This is a genomic window from Caproicibacterium lactatifermentans (genome assembly GCF_013315815.1).
In the GTDB taxonomy this organism is placed as follows: Bacteria; Bacillota; Clostridia; order Oscillospirales; family Acutalibacteraceae; genus Caproicibacterium; species Caproicibacterium lactatifermentans.
The window spans coordinates 1524692-1541496 of record NZ_CP046051.1 but is presented as its reverse complement, the minus strand read 5'-3'; the positions used below and the strand labels follow the sequence as shown (position 1 = coordinate 1541496).

Here is a 16805-nt window from a genome sequence, read left to right as displayed (position 1 = left end):
TGGGTGGTACCACGGGTGTTCCCGTCCCATTGCGGACGGGGCACCTTTCTTTTTTTGTTATTTCTATAAACGCAAAATTTTACGAATAAAAGGATGGAGAACAGCAATATGAAGTGGATGGGATTGAATGAAATCCGAGAAAAATATCTGGAATTTTTCGAGAGCAAGGGGCACCTGCGGCTGCCTAGCTTTTCACTGATTCCAAAAGATGATAACTCCCTGCTGCTGATTAATAGCGGCATGGCACCTATGAAAAAATACTTTACCGGCGAGGTGACACCGCCCCGCCGCCGTGTAACGACCTGCCAGAAGTGCATTCGTACCGGCGATATTGAAAACGTCGGCATTACCGACCGCCACGGCACGTTCTTTGAAATGCTCGGCAATTTCTCCTTCGGTGATTACTTTAAGCATGAGGCCATTGCGTGGGCATGGGAGTTCTGCACGAAAGTAATGGAGATGCCTGAGGACCGGCTGTGGGTTACCATTTATTTGGACGATGACGAGGCGTTTGATATTTGGACCAAAGAAATCGGCGTATCGCCGGACCATATTGTCCGCCTTGGAAAAGAGGACAACTTCTGGGAACACGGTTCCGGTCCCTGCGGCCCTTGCTCCGAGATTTACTTTGACCGCGGCCCGGAACACGGCTGCGGCAAACCTACCTGTGGTGTCAGCTGCGACTGCGACCGCTACGTTGAATTCTGGAACGTTGTCTTTTCCCAGTTTAACTGTGACGGCCATGGCCATTATCCGCCCATGGAGCACCCGAATATTGATACTGGCATGGGGCTGGATCGACTGGCCTGCATTATGCAGAATGTTGATAATATGTTCCTTGTTGATACAGCACAAAACATTATGAAGACCATCGGCAGCATTGCTCATGTGGAGTACGGCAAAGACAAGCAGGCGGATATTTCCCTACGCGTCATTACCGACCATACACGTGCGGCAACCTTTATGATAGGTGACGGCGTTATGCCCAGCAATGAGGGCCGCGGCTACGTGTTGCGCCGTCTGCTGCGTCGTGCGGCTCGCCACGGGCGTTTGCTTGGTGTTCATGAACCGTTCCTCGCAAAGGTTGCCGAGTCGGTCATCCACGAAAATAAGGGTGCTTATCCGGAGCTGGAAGAAAAGGAAGCCATGATTCTGAAGCTGATTTCCGTAGAAGAAGAAAGCTTTTCCCGCACGATTGACCAGGGCTCGCAGCTGCTGGACGACATCATTGCGCAGAATAAGGATAAGGTCATTTCCGGTGACGATGCCTTTAAGCTTAGCGATACCTACGGCTTTCCCATTGACCTGACAAAAGAGATTGCTGCCGAACACGATATGACCGTTGATGAGGATACCTTCCAAAAGCGTATGCAGGAGCAGAAAGAGCGTGCTCGTGCGGCCCGTAAAAACGCCGGTGCAGATGCTTGGGCGGGTGAAAGTGACCTCCTGGAAAGTGTGCCGGAAACCGAGTTCCATGGCTATACCGAAAAGACGGTACAGGCAAAAGTCGTGGCAATTGTGAAGGATGGCAAACGGGCAGAGTCCGTGGACGCAGGCGATAAAATCGGACTGGTCCTCGACAAAACGACCTTCTACGGTGAAAGCGGCGGACAGGTTGGCGATATCGGTTCCATCAGTGCGGAAGACGCGGTGCTGCTGGTGCAGGATACCACGAAAAATCATGCCAAAAACTTTATCCATCACTGCACTGTACAGGTAGGCACCATTCGTGTCGGCGATACGGTGACAGCACAGCCGGACTGGAAGCGCCGGGAGTCCATCATGCGCAACCATACGGCGGCACATTTGCTGCAGGCGGCTCTGCGCCGTGTACTGGGCACACATGTGGAGCAGGCCGGGCAGTTGGTAAATGAAGAGCATGTGCGGTTTGACTTTACGCATTTTGCAGCCTTGACATCGGAAGAACTGCAGAAAGTAGAGAATATGGTCAATGACATTATCCTGGCGGCAGTGCCGGTAAAAGTGCGTGAGATGCCGATTGATGAGGCGAAAAAGCTGGGCGCAATGGCACTGTTCGGAGAAAAGTACGGCAAAATTGTGCGTGTCGTTTCTGCGGGCGATTTCAGCAAGGAATTCTGCGGCGGCACCCATGTGGACAATACAGCGAAGCTTGGACTATTTAAAGTCATTTCCGAAACCAGTGCGGCTGCCGGTGTGCGCCGCATTGAGGCGGTGACAGGCCGCGGTGTCAGCCGTTTACTGAACCAGAGCCTTTCCGTCATCAATCGTACGGCGGCTGCCTTAAAACTTAACAATGCTGCGGATTTGCCGGAACACGCGGAGCAGGTCGCCGCACAGCTGAAGCAGACGGAAAATGAGCTGGAAAAAGAAAAATCGAAACTGGCAGCTCAGAAGGTGGAACACCTGCTTGCCAATGCCAAAACGGCTGGCAGTGTGCGTGTCTGCACCGCAAAGGTGAACGGCGCGGACGCGGCTGCCCTGCGCACCATGTGCGACCAGGCCCGCAGCAGTGCAGATGATTTGGTGGCGGTTTTTGCCGGTGTGAACGGCGCAAAGGCCAATTTGGCAGTTGCTGTTGGCAAGCAGGCCCTGAAACAGGGCGCGCATGCCGGAAAGATTGCAAAGGCCGTGGCACAGCTCGCCGGCGGCAACGGCGGCGGCAAGCCCGATTTTGCTATGGCTGGTGCCCGTGACTTCAGCAAGCTGGATACAGCCCTGCAGGCCGCCGCGGGAATTGTTGCAGATATGGTAAAGTGAATTCTGTACTTGCGCATTTTCCAAAAACTGATTATAATATTATTTTGGTGGGAGTTCTGCATAAGTGCTTTTTTGCGGAACATTTGTCATGAAAAACGGGGAAAGGAGGAAAGACAGCATGGATTGCGTATTCTGCAAGATTGCTTCCGGGGAAATCCCCAGCACGCGTGTTTATGAAGATGACCTCTGCGTTGCTTTTAAAGATTTGGAGCCGCAGGCACCGGTTCATCTGCTGATTATCCCGCGGGAACACATTGCTTCTGCGGAGGAAATTACGCCGAAGAACAGCGCAATTGTTGCCCATATTTTTGAGGTAGCAGCCAAGCTGGCGAAAGAAAACCATTTGGACCGCGGCTGGCGTATTGTCAGCAATGTTGGTGAAGAAGGCGGTCAGTCCGTTAAACACCTGCATTTTCATCTGTTAGGAGGGCGCCCAATGGCGTGGCCGCCCGGCTGACTGGCTGAAGGTCAGCAAGCAGAATTTTATACTTATAAGATGAGAAAGGCCGGTTACCTGTGAATCAAATTGTTACAATCAATGGCTTAAAATATTACCATATGACCATCGCGGGCTGTGAGCGCGATTTGCCAATCTGCCCCATCAGCGATACCATGGACATTGCCGGATTCGTTATGCTGGGTGATGTGGAAATCACAAAGGCAAGTGCTGCTGCACTGCTGAAGTGCTGCCCGGAACATGACGTGGTGGTCACAGCGGAAACAAAGGGCATTCCGCTGGCTTATGAAATGGCCCGTCAGGGCTGCGGCCGTTACATCGTTGCACGCAAGAGCGTCAAGGCGTATATGCGCAACCCGATTCATGTGGAGGTCAATTCCATTACGACCGACCATATGCAGGAACTGTATCTGGCGGAGGACGACTATAAAGGTCTGAAGGACAAACGGGTGCTGATTGTGGACGACGTTATCAGCACCGGCGAGTCACTGGCCGCTATGGAAAAACTGGTTGAGCGCTTTGACGGCAACATTGTCGGCCGTGCTTCTGTTTTGGCGGAAGGGGACGCAAAGGACCGCAAGGATATTATTTATCTGGAGCCGCTGCCGATGTTTTCACATGAGAAATAATTAGGAGATTCCAAATGAAACGACCGCTTGCGTTGGTAGGTTTTACATATCTGCTGACACAGGCGGTTTCTATTTTTCTGGGAAGACAGGCGGCAGGTATCTTGGGTGCTGCCTGTCTATTAGCCGGGCTGCTGCTGTTGCTGTTGCGCAAAAAACGGACAGGGCAGGATTGTGTTCTGCCTGCGGCGGCTTTTACGGCGGCCGCTGCCTGTCTGCTCTTTTGCTGGATGAGCTTTTCATATGAGCAGGCAGTACAGCAATATGCGGGCAGAAATGTGTTGGTAAAGGGAATGGTGTCCGAAGAACCGGACTATTCTTCCGGAAAGGCGTTTTATACGCTGACGGTTACTAGCTGCGGTGGCAGTCGGCAGACACCGCTGGCTGGGAAAGAGCTGCGTCTGTCGGCGAATGAGTCGTTTTCGGCGGAAACATTTGATGATTTTCGGGGGACAGTACATTTGTATCGGTCGGGCGGCAGCGGATATTTTTCCAACCGCAACCGACTGCTGGCCCACAAAACGGTGCTGCAGGGGTATATCCAGACGGGAGAACCATATACCCTGAATACCGGTTCTCCGCCGGTTTGGAAGCGTGTGTTTTACAGTGCCCGCCGGTACCTTTTGGACAGTGTTGCATGGAATTTGCCGTCACCGGAAAATGCATTGGTCAGCGGCATATTGGCCGGCGAAAAACAAGCGATACCGGATGCAGTGGAAGAAGCCTTCCGCGGCGCGGGAGTATCCCATCTGCTAAGCGTTTCTGGGCTGCATATGGCGGCCGCAGCACAGCTTCTCCTGTTGTTTTTGTCGCTGCTTCCACTTTCCCGCAGAGGGCGCAGCGTTTTGGCCGCAGCCGGTGTCATTTTATTTATGGGCGTCACCTGTTTTACGCCTTCTGTTGTGCGCAGTGGTATTATGTACCTAATCATGCTGTGCGGCAGGTGCTTTTACCGCCGTGCGGACAGCCTTAATTCCCTTGGCTTTGCGGTACTGCTGCTGTGCCTCTTTAGCCCATTCGCTGCGGCTGACTGCAGCCTGCTGCTTAGCTTTTCGGCAACTTTGGGGATTTTGCTGTGGACAGGTCCGGTACAGAAATTTGTAAGGACATACAGCAAAAATAAAGTACAAAAGAAACTGTTGAATTATTTTCTGGGCACCCTTATGATGTCACTGGCCGCCACATTATTTACGCTTCCGGTGTCATTGCTTGCATTTGAGGAACTTTCTTTGGTTTCACCGCTGGCAAATCTGCTGGTGCTCACGCCCTCCAGTCTAATGATTTATACAGGACTGCTGGCCGTGCTGGTGGGTGCCTGTCCGGTGCTCGGCGGAGCAGCCGCTGTTTTGTGGAAGCTGACTGAATGGCTGGCACATTACCTAATTGCAAGTACGGCATGGTGTGCATCCCTGCCGTTTGCGCAGGTGCCGACCGGATATCGGTTTGTGCGGCTATGGTTGGGTGCCGCACTGTTGCTTTTTGGGGCGGCCTGTCTGCTGTGCTGCCGCCGGAAGGAGCTGCCGTTGCGTTTGACCGCATTGCTTGCGGCGGTATTGTTGTTTGCAAACGGGTACATTTGGCAGCTGACGAATTATCAAAAGTATAAAATTACGATTGCGGCCAGCAGTGAGGGCGTCAGCGCAATCTTAACGTATGGCAGGCATGGCGCGGTTGTCGGTTTTGGGGCGGGCAGCTATGCCATAGAGCGCATTTTGCGGCGGGAGCAGGTTAGGCAGCTGGACATGGTTGTTCTTTTGAGCCAGTCTAATAGGGAAAGCCAGCAGGCAACAGCGGTCATTTCAGAGTGGAACCCACCGCAGGTTGTTTTGCCGCCGGGTCCCGTCTTGGATGGCCTGTTGGAGCAAACGCTGGCAGCAATTCACTGCCGCTGTTTTTCCGGCAGCAGGTCAGAGGCCTCCCTATGGAATTCTGTACTGCTGACATACGCAGACGGCGTGACACAGCTTCGTATGGGGCGGCTGAGCATCCTTTTTTGCGGGGACAGCGCCAACCCTGCGGCGGCCGGCTTTGTCGGTACGCAGATTTTGGTGTGCAGCAGTCTGCCAAAGGGTGCGGCACAGCTGCCGTCGAATATGACTATTTTATGTGGTGCTCCCAATACATACAAGGCCTATGCGCCCGCCCAGCGGGGACTGCCGGTTGTGCTGGGCGGGGAAGAGGACCTGGTGCTGCTGCCGGAACAGACCGGCGCGGTGCAGTTTAGGAGGAATGACTGATGCCAGAATGCAGGGAAAGCGACCTAAAAAAGCAGATAGAAGCGAACACGCTAACCGGGCTGTATGTCCTGTACGGGGACGAAAAGTATATGGTCGCCTACTGGGCAAAGCGGCTGATAAAAAAAGCGGCGGGTAAAACGTTTCTGGACTTTAATCTACAGTGTTTTTCTGGTGACGCCGCCGCGGACGCACTGGACGATGCGGTGCAGGCGCTGCCGTTTATGGCGTCGCGCAAGTGTGTGGCGGTGTCTGATTTGTCACTGGACGGCCGCACGCCGTCTGAAAACAAAAAGCTGCTGCAGCTTTTTGCGGATGTGCCGGACACAACGGTACTGGTTCTGTCCTTTGCGGCGAGTGACCCGCCGTTTCAGAAGGACAAAAAGTGGAAAAAGTTATATACAGAATGCAGTAAATCCGGAACGTGCGTTGCCTGCCGGAAACACAGCCGGCCGGAGCTGGAAAAAACGCTGGTGGCGGCTGCAAACCGCCGCGGCTGTGTGCTGCAGCGGGTGGACGCGGGGAAGATGGTGCGCTATGTCGGTGACGACCTGACCGCACTGCACGGCGAGCTGGAAAAAGTCTGTGCCTACACCGGCAGCGGACCGATTGCACCCAAAACCATTGACCTATTGGTTACGCGCAATTTGGAGGCACGTGTGTACAATCTAAGTCGTGCCTTGCTGGCGGGACACAGCGGGCAGGCGTACCGGATTTTAAATCAGCTGCTGGAGCAGAACGAGCCGCCGGTTCGCATCCTGGCGGTGCTGACGGGTGCTTATGTTGATTTATACCGTGTGCGTACTGCCTTGCAGAGCGGCGAAAGCGCCATGGAACCAGCCAAGTATTTTCCGGAGTACAAAAATCGCCAGTTCCGTTTGACCAATGCGGAGCGGGACGCGCACGGTCTTTCCACACAAAGGCTGCGTGCCAGTCTGGACATTCTGCTGGCGGCGGACCTCGACCTGAAAGGTTCCCACACGGCGGAACAGCTAATTTTGGAAAAGGCGCTGGCACGGCTGCTGTTGGCTGCAAGAGGGGAGAAGAGCGCGTGAACAAACTGAAAATTCGGGAAGCCGTAGTGGTGGAGGGCAAGTATGATAAAATTAAGCTCTCGGCGCTTATCGACGCGCCCATTCTGGTGACAAACGGCTTTGGTATTTTCCGTGACCAGCAGCAGCTGGAACTGCTGCGGCAAATGGCAGACCGGCGCGGTCTGTTAATTTTAACAGATAGCGACTCGGCGGGCTTTTTGATACGCAACTACCTGAAAGGTGCCATAGACCCGAAAAAGATGAAGCAGGCGTATATTCCAGACATATACGGCAAGGAAAAGCGCAAGTCTGCACCGGGAAAAGAGGGCAAGCTGGGCGTGGAGGGCATTCCGATGCCCATTTTGCGGCAGTGCCTTTTGCAGGCGGGCGTGAAGGTGCAGGACGCACCGCTGCCAGAACGCCCCATCACCAAAACGGATTTTTACGAGCTGGGCCTTTCCGGCGGAACGAAAAGCGCCGAAAAACGCCGGGCAGTACAGCGGGCACTGCGCCTGCCGGAGCGCCTGTCCGCCAATGCACTGCTGGAGGTTCTGAACACCCTGACCACTTATGCGGACCTGTGCCAGCTGTGCCATCGGTTTTTTCCAGACAAACAGGCATAAAGAAACACCGCCGTTCATTCATATAACGGCGGTGTTTCTTTTGCAATAAAGCGGCGGCACCGGAGGAAACCCTCCAGTACCGCCGCTGCGCAAATACAACTACATTAATTTGTTGAGATTTGTTTTAATTGAAGTTACACACTCCATTATTTCACGTTGACAGCAAATACTTTGTACTGCTGGCCGTTCAGAGTGATGTACACACCATAGGAGCCAGTCTGTGTACCATGTACCTTGCAGAGGTAAGAACCATCGGCGTTCTTCTGCAGGCCGCAGGTTGTCAGAGCAGCATCTCTAGCGGTGTTGAAGGTAAAGTTATCAACCGTTGTCTTCGGGGTAATCTTAAAGCAATAAGTATTGCCCTTTTTCAGATCTACAGTTTGGGTAGTGTCGCATTGGAACGGACGGTCGGTAACCTGTACTGTGAAGGCCAGTTGGCCATTCACGTAAACGCCGGTCTTATCGCCAACACCATCTTTAACACCACCGTTCATGTACATGCCATAGTCACCAGACATACCGTCCCACAAGGTGTAACCCTTGCTCGGATATGCACGGGTCTGCATAACCTTGTCGTTGCCGGCGGTGTACTTGAAGTCTGTGAACTTCTTGCCGTCAGCAGCTATGAAGGTAACATGCTGTGCGGTGCTCTGGGTAACCTTTACAATGTCCGTCGGGCCAACAATCTTGCCGTTAACAATAGCGACAACCGGTGTGTTGGTTACGGAAACAGTGTAGACGTGGGAAACCTTGCTGCCGTCCGGCAGAGTAGCGGTTACAGTGATAACGGCAGTGCCGGTCTTACCTGTTGCGGTAACCTTCAATGCATTATCGGTAGCAGATGTAGGAACAGTTGCAACAAAGTCGTTGGAGGACTTGGCAGTGACATCGGTCAGTGCGCTGTCGCCGTTCGGGGCAGCAGTCAGAGTCATGGACTCGGACGGTTTGATAACGTTCTTGTCAGCGGTCAGGGTGAAGTCAGTTGTAGCAACAGACTTCTTATCAGTGACAGTTACGTTATAAGTTACCGGCTTACCCTTTACTGGTTCTGCGTTACCAGTCGTTTCATCCATCTTATACAGCTGTGCGGTTACCTGCTGTGTTTTGCTGGTAGTTGTGTTGTTTTTATCGTAAGTACCAGTGATGGTGTTGGTCAGGCCGCTGGCGCCGACTGTACCCAGCTTAAAGTCTGCATTCTTCTTGCCACCAGTATAGCTCCAGTTAATGTAGAAGTTATCGCCAAAGCTGCTTGCCGGATATGGATTAACAGCCAGCTGCTTAGTTTCGCCGGAAACAATCTCAACGTCATAGGTACCATTGCTGTTCAGTTTACTGCCCTGTGTTGCGTCTGTCAGACTGCCAACAGTAACATCTCTGACAACAGCATTTTTGGAACCTGCTTTTTGTTCAGCAGTGTAGCCAGGTGTCACGATGTTTGCGTAAGCAGTCTTATTTTCATTCTCTTTGTCATTGCCGTCATTGGTATAGGCAATAGCTTTAGCATTGTCTTTGGTCATGAAAGCAGTATCGCCGTTCTTTACATCGTTGACCTTCAGTGTGAAGGCATCACTTCCGTTACCCAGAATGGTCAAGCTGTTCGGCGCAATGGCCAAAGTGCCAGTTTTATCATCGCCGGTAGCACTAACATTGCCAGTGAAAGTTGCCTTGCCGGAAACCGTGAGTGTCTTTCCGCTTGCAATAGAAGCGGAAGGACAATCTGCAATGGAAGCAACGGTTGTGTTGCCGTTAACAGTCAGATTGTAACCATCCACTGCTGGAAGAATGATGTCTTCAGTGCTTGAAGAATTATTCATTTGTAACGTACCCTGGGAATCAGTGGAGGCCCTTGTGATGACGCCAATGGAAGCCTTTGCGCTGTTGATTTCTATATTGTTAGCAGTGATGGAATTAACCTTTGTGCGGATAGCGGCCTTATCCTTGTTTGCGCTAACGTCAACGTCAACAGTGCTGGCACTGGCAGTTGTCTTGACAGAACCGACTGTTGTGGTTGCAACGTCGTTTTCATTGCCGATGTTGACAGCACCCTTTGTATCAATGCTGTCCACCTTTGTGGAAACAGCTGCGTCGTGACCGGTTGTGCCAACCAGTGTATTCGTGACAGTGACCTCTGCTGTAGAGTCTGCCTTGGTATCGGTAACCTTTTTAACGGTTGCACCGTCAATGGTAACTGGGTTGCCGTTGATGTCGAGGGTGCCAATGGTTGCGCCAGCAGGGATGTCGAGGGTGCCAATGGTTGTGCCGGCAGGGATGGAAGTTGTGTCGGCAGGGATGGAAGTTGTGCCGGCCAACTTCAAAGTAACCTTTGCCAGCTGGTCGTTGGTCATGGTAACCGACTTCTTATCGGTGCCATAAGTAACATCATAGGAGCCCTTGGTTGTGGATGCCTTAATAGCACTCACATTATCATAAGTAGTGATAACGGGAGCAGTGGTAACGGACAGTTCAGGAGAAGTCTTGGTTTCCTTTACATCTTTATTTTTATTTTTGTAGAGGTAGGAAGCGGTTGCGCTGCCGACAGCGACACCGGTTGCCTTATTAGTATCCACAGTCAAAACAGCCGTGTCACTGCTGGCTGTCTTGTCAGCAGCTGAGATGTAGGTCGGTTTGGCGAAAGCGTCTGTAGAATCATCGTCTGCTACGGTCTCGCTGTACAGATAAGCGTTGCCGCCGACGTTGATGGAATCCACTGTGTTACCAATGTTAGCACCCGTCTCGGCGGAGGACCAGACAGTGCTGATATAACCGTCGTCTTTTGCGGTGTCAACCAAATCAATGTCAAAGGTGATTGGGGCCAAGTTATATGTCTTGCCGCCAGCGGTGCACTGCAGGCCGGAAACAGTAACCTGCTGTGTGCCGGCTTTCTGTTCAGTAAAGGAGAATTTACCGTTGGCGTTATCAACCGTTACAACTGTGTTGTCAGCGGTCGCGGTAGCCTTCGTATCATCAATCGCGGTGATGTCAGATGTATCCAGAACGGTACCATCCGTTGTGGTGACGGACTTAATGTTCAGGTTAGCGGCAGTGCTGGTAGCATCCAACTCTTTGAACAGGTTGGAAGTAGCGGCCTTTGTAACGTTAACTGCGGTGTTGCCGCCCTTTTTCATATAGACGGTGCTGTTTTCCAGCTGTGCCTTCGCGGTCGGCAGTGTTGGTGCAGTAGCAAAAGCAGTAGCAGTGCTCATAGCAAAAGCGCTGCTGACCATCGCTGCTGCCAAGGCGACCGCAGCGACCTTGTTCAGTCTCTTGTTCATTTCTTTTGTCCTCCTTAAATAATGTATGCATTTGCGTACCATGGGAAAACCCACAGTGTATCGCATGGCCGCCGCGGCACAAAAAACACCCGAAGCAAAACAGCTGACTGGCCGCTTTTCCGCCGGCGAAGACCATTCGTTTATGTAGATTATAGGATAATAGGATGATAGGATGGTAAAGTCAAGCGTGAACGGTAATATTTGTGAACTATCCCTGTATTATTCCGGAAAAGAAAATTATGAAAGAGAGCATCTAGTTTCCAGCAAGTTCCGGGTCCACCTGCACACCGCGGGACTCCACTGGGGTGGAAAAAACAATTTGGGTGGAGGTGACGCCGAAGTGTTGCAGCTGCCCAATGAAAGTGTCCAGTTCGGCGGTGCTGGGGTAGGCCACCTTAATCAGCATGGAGTAGTCGCCAGTCACGCAGTCACACTCCAGTACGTTGCGGCACTGGCGAATGAAAGGATAAAATTCGGTTTTCTGGTCCGGTGTCATCTGCAGGTTAATAAAGGCCTTGATGTGATAGCCCAGCTTGATGGGGTCCAGCTCGGCACAATAGCTGCGGATGATGCCCTGCCGCTCCAGCTTTTCAATACGGGCAGAAATGGCCGGTGCGGATAGAAACACTTTTTTGGTCAGGGTTTTAATTGGGGTGCGAGCGTCCTCCTGCAGGCTTTCCAGCAGGGCTGCATCAATTTTATCCAAACCTATCATCTCACTTTCCGAAATTTGCGGTCCCCTGTACGGAGGACTTCCTTCAATAAAAAATGGCACGCAGCCCAAAGCGGGCGCGCACCATTGCGTTCTGTTTCTATTATTATGAAACAGGAAAAAGAAAAATGCAAGCTTTTTGTTGTGTATCCTGCAAAATTTCCGCGGCGTGGCGTCCGTTGCAAACGCACAGGGCCTGTGCTATACTAAAACGCGTTGTAATGTATATGTTTGATAAGGAAAGGACCTGTGACTATGAATTTTAAAGGAATTACAAAAGAGGAGGCTGTTGCTTGCAGCCAGTCCTACCAAAGCAGCACGCTGTGCCATGCCATGACCAACGCACTGTATAAAAACAACGTAAAGGACCTTGCCTACTGCGGCGCCGCCATGCCGGATACTCAGTTCCAGTATTCAGTGGAAATCCCTACGCTGGAGGTAACCAACCAGAAGCACAGCGGCCGCTGCTGGATTTTTTCCGCGCTGAACCTGCTGCGCGAGCGTGTCGCCGAAAAATGCGGCCTGAAAAAGTTTGAACTGTCCCAGAACTATATTTCTTTTTGGGATAAATTTGAAAAAATCAATTACTTCCTGGAGACAATCATCGACCTAAAGGATCGGCCGGTGGACGACCGTCTGCTGACCTTTGTACTGCAGACCGGCGTTGCGGACGGCGGTCAGTGGGATATGCTGGTAAACTTAATAGAAAAATACGGTGTTGTGCCAAAATCGGCTATGGGTGAAACGTTCCAGAGCAGCAACACGGCGGACATGAACCATATGCTGAATACCAAGCTGCGCCAGTACGCGGCAAAGCTGCGCGCGGCTGACAATCCCCGCAGCCTGAAATCCGCTATGCTGGCGGAAATGTACCGCTTCCTGTGCATGTGCTTTGGTGAGCCGCCGAAGCAGTTTGATTTTGAGTATGTCGACCGGGATGGCAAGTACAATATCGTCCGCGGCATGAACCCGAAGCAATTCTATGATACATATATAGGGCTGGACCTGCGCGGGAACTATGTGAGTATTATCAATTCGCCTACCGAGGATAAGCCGTTCAGCCGCACCTACACCGTTGACTATCTGGGCAACGTGGCGGATGGCAGCCCGGTGCATTACCTCAACCTGCCTATGGAGGAGGTTGAGGACCTTATTGTCCGTCAGCTGAAGGACGGCCAGCTGGTTTGGTTCGGCAGCGATGTCGGCCAGCGCGGCGACCGGGAGCACGGCCTGTGGAACACACAGCTGATTGACCTGGACAACACATTCGGCATGGACTTTACCATGAGCAAGGCTGACCGGCTGGACTACCGCGAGAGTGCCATGAACCACGCCATGCTGATTACCGGTGTCAATTTGGGCGAAAACGGCAAGCCAACCAAGTGGAAGATTGAAAACAGCTGGAGCGACCAGCATGGCGATAAGGGCTATTATCAGATGAGTGCCGACTGGTTTGACAACTTTGTGTATCAGGCCGTTATTCAGAAAAAGTACCTTTCCGATGCCCAGAAGAAAGCGCTGGAAACAGAACCGATTCACCTGAATCCGTGGGACCCGATGGGCACGCTTGCGGACTGAACGGGAGGCATCATTTATGAATTTACAGGAAGACCTAAAAAAGTACGCACATCTCATTGTCTGCGGCGGCTGCAATCTGCAAAAGGGGCAGGAGCTGTTTATTAATGCTTCCCTGGAGGCGGCGCCGCTGGTGCGTCTGGTTGCGGAAGAAGCTTACTGTGTCGGTGCCAAAGATGTAACTGTTGAGTGGGCGGACGACAAGCTGACGCGTCTGCGCTTTGAGAACGCGCCGATGGAATGCCTTGAAAATTTCCCGAAGTGGCGTGCGCAGCTGCAGAACAGCATGGCGGAACGCGGCGCGGCAATCCTTTCCATTTTAAGTTCCGACCCGCAGGCACTGTCCGGCGTGGACTCAAAAAAGCTTCTGGCTTACAGCAAGGCGGCCCATTTGGGCGCAAAAGCGTTTTATGATGGGATGGACTTTGGCCACAATGTTTGGTGCATTGTTGGTGCGGCGTCGCCATCGTGGGCAAAGCGCGTTTTCCCGCGCTGCTCCACGGTCATGGCAATGGATAAACTGTGGAAAGCCATTTTTCACGCCGCTTATGTGGATACGCCGGACCCGGTCGCCGCATGGCAGGAACACCGCAGGAGTTTCGAGAAGTGCTGTGCGTTCCTGAATGAGAAGCAGTTTGACCGGCTGGTGTATCACAACAGCATTGGTACGGATATTACGGTCGGTCTGCCGAAGAATCATATTTGGGAGGGCGGCGGCTCCAAAACAGTGGACGGCGTTGCGTTCTATCCCAATATGCCGACCGAGGAGATTTTCACTTCCCCGGACCGCACCCGTGTGAACGGTACGGTGCACAGCGCACTGCCGCTGAGCTATCAAGGTGTGCTGATTGATGATTTCAGTCTGACACTGAAGGATGGGCGCATTATCAGCTGTTCCGCCGCAAAAGGTGAGGATACGCTGAAGGAAATCATCGCCGCAGACGATGGTGCCAAAATGTTCGGTGAGTGCTCCCTGATTCCGAAACAGTCGCCCATCTCTGAAATGGGTGTGCTGTTCTACAACACACTGTTCGATGAGAATGCTTCCTGCCATTTTGCGATTGGCTTGGGCTTTCCGGAGTGCATTCAGGGCGGTTTGAATATGTCCAAAGAAGAGCTTATCCAGCATGGCATTAACAATTCCAGCATGCATGTGGACTTTATGCTGGGGACGCCCGACCTTTCTGTTACAGGCATTACGGCGGACGGCACAGAAGTTCCGGTCTTCCGTGACGGCGGCTGGGCTTTCTAAACATTTATATAATAGGGGACAGTCAGCAGCTTCTCTGCAGCAAAAGGGCAGCGGAGAGGCCGCTTTTTCTGTGTAAAAGGGCATGAAAGTTTGACAACCGGCGGAATATACGGTATTCTAAAATGAATTACGGCAGGTTTCATAGAAAGCAGGTAACAAATGACAGACTGTTTAGGAATATTGACACTGGCCGCTTTTTTGGTGACGGCTGCTAAATTTCTCACCAAACGTCTGCCACTTCCCCGCTTAGATGCTGCCGCGGGCAAAATTCATGTGGTTTCCAGCCTGCTTTTGCTGGCGTTTTCCATCGCACACGGTATTTGTGCGTGGCACCTTGCGGGACAGCGGCCGGCTGTGTCCTTTCTGCTTGGAATTTTATTGTTTCTGTGTGTGCTGGCAACTTTTTTCAGTCACATCTTTTCCAAAAAGTTGGGCAACCGCTGGCTGATGGTTCACCGCGCTGCGACGATCTGCATTTGCGTTTTACTGGTGGCTTTGTTTCTGCTCATGTGGTTTTTGCCGTGACGGCGGAGCATATATTTGTTCTACATTCTATATAGTAAGGCAGTGCACAAGTATGATGCTGGGCATTGTGAAGGACTCCACCATTCGGTGCAAAAACATTGGTGGGTGGCGAGCCGAAAAGATGGGGGCCGACGCGATTGTCAATATTCGCTATGCGACTTCTTCAATTATGCAGGGAGCGGCGGGAGTGATTGTCTACGGTACGGCCGTTAAAGTAAAAGCGTAATTTGTTTTAGGTTCGTTCCTGCTTTTGGGAGTATCCCCGGAAAGGGGATGCTCCCTTCCTTTTATATTCTTCGGCGAAAGACCGCACTGCACGCTTGTTTCTTCTTGGGTAATGAAATATAATAAAGGAAATTGAAACGGGCACGGTCGCCTGTGAAAAGGACCAAACAGCAAAGGCACTTTCTGCAGTTTGCGGTGATGATTGGGATGATTGCAGCGGCTTCAGGAACCGGCTGTTTTTTCCGCTTTCTCGGATTCCCGGAAACGAACATTGTAATTGTCTATCTGCTGGCGGTGAAGCTGGCAGCCTGTTTCTCCACTTGCGCCGCACAATTTGACCCGCTGCCTGACGGGCGCCAAGAACTGCGCGGACTAGGCGTCGCGGCACATTTCATTCGCGCCTTTTCTTGCAAGACAGCTTTTTTGTGCTTTGATAAGGAAGGCATACTGGACAAAACCTTTGTGCGCAGGTCCGGCCGGATAAACAAATTCGCAGGGAGATGCTGGACAATGAGGCGATGCGTGCACTGATGGCGGGCCTGCAGCGGAAAATCAAGAAAAATCCCGGTAAGCCGCACTACATTATGACCGAAGTCGGCGTTGAATATCGGCTGGCAGATGAATGATTACAGGAGGATATACAGTTGAATTTAATTATTCGCAGAGAAAAGCCGGATGACCGGTATGCAGCGGAGTACATGACAAAGAAAGCGTTCTGGAACCTGCATGTACCGGGATGCAGTGAGCATTATTTGGTGCATAAGCTGCGCCGGGATGCAGCCTATCTGCCGCTTTTAAGCCGGGTGGCGGAAAGCAACGGACAGGTTGTCGGCGCGATTTATTATGCCCGTGCTTTTGTACAAAATGGTGATGAGCGGACCGAAGTGCTGACTTTTGGCCCGTTGGCGGTGGAACCGTCCTTTCAAAAGCAGGGAGTCGGCAGCCAACTGCTGGAAACAACAATGGACCTTGCCCGGCAGGCTGGTTGGAAGGCAATCCTGATATACGGGGAACCAGAGTATTACCCCAAACATGGGTTTATAACCTGCGACCATTTCGGTATTACCACGCCGGACGGCAAAAATTTTCCGGCATTTCAAGGGATCGAACTCGTCTCCGACGGACTGAAGGGTATCAGTGGTCAGTTCCATGAACCGGACGTATACAGCCATCTGCCGCAGTGGGAAGTAGACCAGTACGACCGTCTGTTTCCGTATCTGGAAAAACGGAAGCTGCCGGGGCAGTGGACCACATAAAACAACGGAATCTTTTTTCTACTTTTGGCGTAAAAATCTCATATGATGCCAACGGAATTGGATGCGTGGCCAGTTGGAGATTTTTATTGTCCGGCTTTGTTTTCTCAAAACAGCCCACCTTTTTAGGCGGGCTGTTTTTGCGTTTAAGGAGACAGATGCTGGCCGGCACGGCGGCAAACAAACCGGCAGGCCGAAAAATTCCGCTCGTCGGGACTGTGCTTTGACAAATTTTCGGTCTATCGTTGATTATAATACATGTCAATGGGAGGTGAGTT

At 52.0% G+C, this 16805-nt stretch carries 15 protein-coding genes; 13 read left to right on the top strand and 2 right to left on the bottom strand.

Annotation, left to right across the window (positions count from 1 at the left end; translation table 11 throughout):
- Positions 1-108: 108 nt before the first annotated feature.
- The 6 genes from alaS to GJQ69_RS07550 all read left to right on the top strand — a co-directional run bounded on the left by alaS (position 109) and on the right by GJQ69_RS07550 (position 7713).
- On the top strand, positions 109-2739 hold the full coding sequence (alaS, locus tag GJQ69_RS07575) for an alanine--tRNA ligase (protein WP_174193420.1): 2631 nt from the start codon (positions 109-111) through the stop codon (positions 2737-2739).
- Positions 2740-2857: 118 nt separating this feature from the next.
- On the top strand, positions 2858-3196 hold the full coding sequence (locus tag GJQ69_RS07570) for a histidine triad nucleotide-binding protein (RefSeq protein WP_086035328.1): 339 nt from the start codon (positions 2858-2860) through the stop codon (positions 3194-3196).
- A gap of 101 nt (positions 3197-3297) precedes the next feature.
- Positions 3298-3825: a phosphoribosyltransferase family protein gene (locus GJQ69_RS07565; RefSeq protein ID WP_086036814.1), complete on the top strand. Its 528-nt coding sequence runs from the start codon at positions 3298-3300 to the stop codon at positions 3823-3825.
- A gap of 14 nt (positions 3826-3839) precedes the next feature.
- A complete protein-coding gene (locus GJQ69_RS07560) occupies positions 3840-6059 on the top strand; it encodes a ComEC/Rec2 family competence protein (RefSeq protein ID WP_086035329.1) in 2220 nt (739 codons plus the stop codon).
- Complete coding sequence (gene holA / locus GJQ69_RS07555; protein WP_174193418.1) at positions 6059-7111, top strand: DNA polymerase III subunit delta; 1053 nt, start codon at positions 6059-6061, stop codon at positions 7109-7111. Before GJQ69_RS07560 ends, holA begins: the two co-directional genes overlap by 1 nt.
- Positions 7108-7713 carry a ribonuclease M5 gene (locus GJQ69_RS07550; protein ID WP_236849670.1) on the top strand — a complete coding sequence of 202 codons (606 nt, stop codon included), beginning with the start codon at positions 7108-7110 and terminating at the stop codon, positions 7711-7713. Before holA ends, GJQ69_RS07550 begins: the two co-directional genes overlap by 4 nt.
- Positions 7714-7859: 146 nt before the next feature.
- Here GJQ69_RS07550 and GJQ69_RS07545 read toward each other — a convergent pair whose 3' ends face one another.
- Entirely contained in the window at positions 7860-10985 is a 3126-nt protein-coding gene (locus GJQ69_RS07545) for a beta strand repeat-containing protein (RefSeq protein WP_174193416.1), read from the bottom strand.
- Between the two features lie 253 nt (positions 10986-11238).
- Complete coding sequence (locus tag GJQ69_RS07540) at positions 11239-11691, bottom strand: Lrp/AsnC family transcriptional regulator (protein WP_086036816.1); 453 nt, start codon at positions 11689-11691, stop codon at positions 11239-11241.
- 261 nt (positions 11692-11952) lie between these two features.
- Here GJQ69_RS07540 and GJQ69_RS07535 point away from each other — a divergent pair, with 261 nt between their 5' ends.
- The 7 genes from GJQ69_RS07535 to GJQ69_RS07510 all read left to right on the top strand — a co-directional run bounded on the left by GJQ69_RS07535 (position 11953) and on the right by GJQ69_RS07510 (position 16754).
- Positions 11953-13275, top strand: a complete 1323-nt coding sequence (locus tag GJQ69_RS07535; RefSeq protein ID WP_086035333.1) for a C1 family peptidase — start codon at positions 11953-11955, stop codon at positions 13273-13275.
- Positions 13276-13291: 16 nt separating this feature from the next.
- Complete coding sequence (locus GJQ69_RS07530; protein ID WP_086035334.1) at positions 13292-14524, top strand: aminopeptidase; 1233 nt, start codon at positions 13292-13294, stop codon at positions 14522-14524.
- A 159-nt stretch (positions 14525-14683) separates the two neighbouring features.
- The gene (locus tag GJQ69_RS07525; protein ID WP_086035335.1) at positions 14684-15049 is read left to right on the top strand and encodes a hypothetical protein; all 366 of its coding nucleotides are present in this window, start codon (positions 14684-14686) and stop codon (positions 15047-15049) included.
- 52 nt (positions 15050-15101) lie between these two features.
- Entirely contained in the window at positions 15102-15275 is a 174-nt protein-coding gene (locus GJQ69_RS07520; RefSeq protein ID WP_086035336.1) for a heavy metal-binding domain-containing protein, read from the top strand.
- 499 nt (positions 15276-15774) lie between these two features.
- Positions 15775-15900 (top strand): hypothetical protein, encoded by a 126-nt coding sequence (locus GJQ69_RS09805; protein WP_338031342.1) that lies wholly within the window; start codon positions 15775-15777, stop codon positions 15898-15900.
- Positions 15901-15918: 18 nt separating this feature from the next.
- Entirely contained in the window at positions 15919-16530 is a 612-nt protein-coding gene (locus tag GJQ69_RS07515; RefSeq protein WP_236849669.1) for a GNAT family N-acetyltransferase, read from the top strand.
- Complete coding sequence (locus GJQ69_RS07510; RefSeq protein ID WP_174193414.1) at positions 16518-16754, top strand: hypothetical protein; 237 nt, start codon at positions 16518-16520, stop codon at positions 16752-16754. Before GJQ69_RS07515 ends, GJQ69_RS07510 begins: the two co-directional genes overlap by 13 nt.
- Positions 16755-16805: the final 51 nt, after the last annotated feature.

Coding starts and splice junctions, on each gene's coding strand:
- alaS (WP_174193420.1), top strand. CDS start 109: ATGAAGTGGATGGGATTGAATGAAATCCGAGAAAAATATCTGGAATTT.
- GJQ69_RS07570 (WP_086035328.1), top strand. CDS start 2,858: ATGGATTGCGTATTCTGCAAGATTGCTTCCGGGGAAATCCCCAGCACG.
- GJQ69_RS07565 (WP_086036814.1), top strand. CDS start 3,298: ATGACCATCGCGGGCTGTGAGCGCGATTTGCCAATCTGCCCCATCAGC.
- GJQ69_RS07560 (WP_086035329.1), top strand. CDS start 3,840: ATGAAACGACCGCTTGCGTTGGTAGGTTTTACATATCTGCTGACACAG.
- holA (WP_174193418.1), top strand. CDS start 6,059: ATGCCAGAATGCAGGGAAAGCGACCTAAAAAAGCAGATAGAAGCGAAC.
- GJQ69_RS07545 (WP_174193416.1), bottom strand. CDS start 10,985: ATGAACAAGAGACTGAACAAGGTCGCTGCGGTCGCCTTGGCAGCAGCG.
- GJQ69_RS07535 (WP_086035333.1), top strand. CDS start 11,953: ATGAATTTTAAAGGAATTACAAAAGAGGAGGCTGTTGCTTGCAGCCAG.
- GJQ69_RS07530 (WP_086035334.1), top strand. CDS start 13,292: ATGAATTTACAGGAAGACCTAAAAAAGTACGCACATCTCATTGTCTGC.
- GJQ69_RS07525 (WP_086035335.1), top strand. CDS start 14,684: ATGACAGACTGTTTAGGAATATTGACACTGGCCGCTTTTTTGGTGACG.
- GJQ69_RS07520 (WP_086035336.1), top strand. CDS start 15,102: ATGATGCTGGGCATTGTGAAGGACTCCACCATTCGGTGCAAAAACATT.
- GJQ69_RS09805 (WP_338031342.1), top strand. CDS start 15,775: ATGCTGGACAATGAGGCGATGCGTGCACTGATGGCGGGCCTGCAGCGG.